This is a genomic window from Candidatus Sororendozoicomonas aggregata (assembly GCF_031528575.1).
GTDB classification, from domain to species: Bacteria; Pseudomonadota; Gammaproteobacteria; order Pseudomonadales; family Endozoicomonadaceae; genus Endonucleibacter; species Endonucleibacter aggregata.
On record NZ_JAVLSP010000179.1, the window covers coordinates 1 to 2,753 of the forward strand.

General features: G+C 45.9%; 3 protein-coding genes and 1 pseudogene. All 4 read right to left on the reverse strand.

Annotated elements, in window-relative coordinates; all coding sequences use genetic code 11:
* Nucleotides 1-369, reverse strand: a 369-nt coding sequence (locus tag V4C51_RS18115; protein WP_420797692.1) for a C2H2-type zinc finger protein, incomplete at its 3' end; no start/stop codon positions are given.
* A gap of 289 nt (nt 370-658) precedes the next feature.
* Nucleotides 659-1,186: a hypothetical protein gene (locus tag V4C51_RS17540; RefSeq protein ID WP_330927467.1), complete on the reverse strand. Its 528-nt coding sequence runs from the start codon at nt 1,184-1,186 to the stop codon at nt 659-661.
* Between the two features lie 162 nt (nt 1,187-1,348).
* Nucleotides 1,349-1,483, reverse strand: a pseudogene (locus V4C51_RS18120) (C2H2-type zinc finger protein); the annotation flags it as partial.
* Between the two features lie 19 nt (nt 1,484-1,502).
* On the reverse strand, nt 1,503-2,555 hold the full coding sequence (locus V4C51_RS17545; RefSeq protein ID WP_330927468.1) for a LacI family DNA-binding transcriptional regulator: 1,053 nt from the start codon (nt 2,553-2,555) through the stop codon (nt 1,503-1,505).
* Between the last annotated feature and the right edge of the window lie 198 nt (nt 2,556-2,753).

Here is a 2,753-nt window from a genome sequence, read left to right on the forward strand (position 1 = left end):
TACTGTCCCCCAGTCGGGGCCGTTGTTTGTTGACTCATCCGGATGGAGTCTTTGCATGTGCCGCTGGAATTCGGGTTTAACTGAAAAAACTTTCTCGCAGATGTGGCATTTGTAATCTCCAATCCCATGGACTATCAAGTGCTTCTTGAGATTGCTGTTCTGTTTAAACGCTTTCGTGCATTTCGGGCATTGGAAGTTTTTAGCATCTGAGTGAATCGTTTTTTTGTGAACTTTGCAACTTTCCTTGGTTGAAAAATATTTATAGCAGAGTTCGCACTGGAACGATTTAACACCCGAATGTGTTACCATATGTCTGTTGAGTACGCTTGGACTTACACAGACCTGCTTACAAATTTTACAGATTACCATTTTTAATTCCTGAGTCTATGGTAGGAGGGCATTATTTAAGCCATGGGACTTTAACAATATACGTACCGTATTTTTTGCGTAGTCCTGTTATAAACAGACAACACGTTTTATACCCAACTCTTTTCACAGAATGTAATGCCTGTTACATCAATATAGGAGATGCCTGAGACTTTACCATACCAGGTAGACAGGAAAGCAGAGAGATTCATAAAAACACGTCAGTCAACGACAGTCCCTGAGATAAAATACAACCCACCACTGCCTTGCGGAAGTCATGCATTTGCAGGGGTTAATCCCATAGGTCTGGTATTTCGGAAAATTTCTCATCCGGGTCTAAATTCATATAATCCCTAACATCTACATCATCAAAAAAAATAGATGTTATCGGACGATTGTTGTCTGGTAAACCTGACTGAGTATTCAAGTCACTATTGATTACCTCTAACACATCTTGAAATTGACGTTCTGTTTCTTCTTGCAAAACCGTTGTAACGACCGCGCCTGGATGCTGCTGCGTAGTGACTGTGGCAGTGGCTGTCGCTGTGGTAGTTAAGGTCGCTATGGAAGATACAGTGGTAACAAAATCAGCGCTTGTTTGTATTGTATGGGTTGTAGAGATGGCGACCCGTCCACCGGGTAGCGGCTGCGCACTTGACTCCATGGAACTGGAACTGACAATGCCAGGTATGGCGTGATTCGAGCCACTTTGCCTGGTGGTAAGACCGCTAAATGTGACAAAAACTTTCCCGCTGTCGGAACGACCTGTTTGCTTACCCTCATGGTTTATTCGCATGTGCAACTTTAACTGGCTCTTCAATGCAAAAACTCTCCCACAGGTGAGGCATCTGGGCTCTCCAGGTCCGTGGAGCTTCATATGAGTGTCGAGATTGATTTTTTGCGCGAAAGATTTTCCGCACTTCTGGCAGACGAAACCTCTAATACCCATGTGAGCCGTTCTCACGTGCCTGTTGAGACTGCCTGACTGGGTAAAACGTTTCCCGCAGTCTTGGCACTGGAACGGTTTAGCCCCCGTATGAGTTATCATATGCCTGTTGAGATCACTGTCATTTACACAGGCTTTTTGGCAAATGTTACAAATCACATTTTTAGGCATTGTATCACCGTTTTGAAGCTCAGGATCTATCCGTTTCCGAAAGAGTATTCCTGCCTGGCTTGGCGGGAGTACTCTTTCGGAAACGGATAGAGGGTCTCAGCCGAAGCTCACCTTCAAATGCCAGCCTTACGGGTTTTTCCATGGACTCAGTGTCCAGATGGTATAATAGCAATGCACCGGCCTGGCGGGCCATAGCGGCTATGGGGAAATGAACAGCGCTAATATGAGGGGTCAAAAACGTACATAAATCAACACTGTCATAACTGATGAGTGAGATATCGTCAGGCACAGTAATCCCCAGTTCTCTGAATACATCCATGCAGCCTGCTGCCAGCTCTTCACTACAGCAGTATACAGCAGTAAAGGGGTTTCCCCTTGATAGCAGTTGCTTTGTAGCCTCATAGCCCTGTTGTCGATCGTATTCACTTTCAACCACCAACTCACCATCAACCGGTATGTTATGATCACTCAGGCTGTTGACATACCCCTGGTAACGTTCACAGGCTTTATGCCTGTATAGATGTCCGGTAATACAGGCAATACGGGTGTGGCCGTGACTGATGAGTTGATCCACTGCTTTTTGACTGGCAGTGACGTGGTCAAAGGTAATGCAGAAATTTTGCAAAGAGGGAATGTAGCGGTCGAGCAGTATAATAGTGACTTGCTGACTAAAGGCGATAATCTCTTCGTCACAGAGGTAGCGGGCATGAAGGATAATACCATCGCATCGCGTAGTAATGAGGTGTTGTATGGCTTCTCTCTCTGACTCAATACTGTGACGCCCCTGTGTAACAAACAGGCGTTTGTTGGCAATGTCGATGGCCTCCTGCACTTCTGCCATCAGATCGCCAAAAAAGCTACCACGAAAAGAAGAGATCATCAGGCCAATAGTGTTAGACGAATTGTTAGCCAGAGACCGCGCCACAGGGTTTGGACTGTAGTTTAACTCTTTGATGACGCGCGCTACCCGATCACGAGTAGCGTCAGTAACTTGCCCTGTATTGTTCACAACACGAGAGACAGTTGCCTGCGATACATTGGCGCGTGCCGCTACGTCCTTAATCGTGACCATGGCTTATTATATTCCGCCCCCCATTGTCGGAAAAGTGTAGCACTGGGAACAAAAATATTGAAGGTCATCGCCGCTTTTTGAACAAGCCGTTACCGTGTTATCTAGGAGCCTGACCGAGAATAGCGCCCGTAGCGAGGATTACGAGAAATTGAGGATAAAAATTTCTGCTTCTGAGGATAATAGTGGGGCTATTTGACG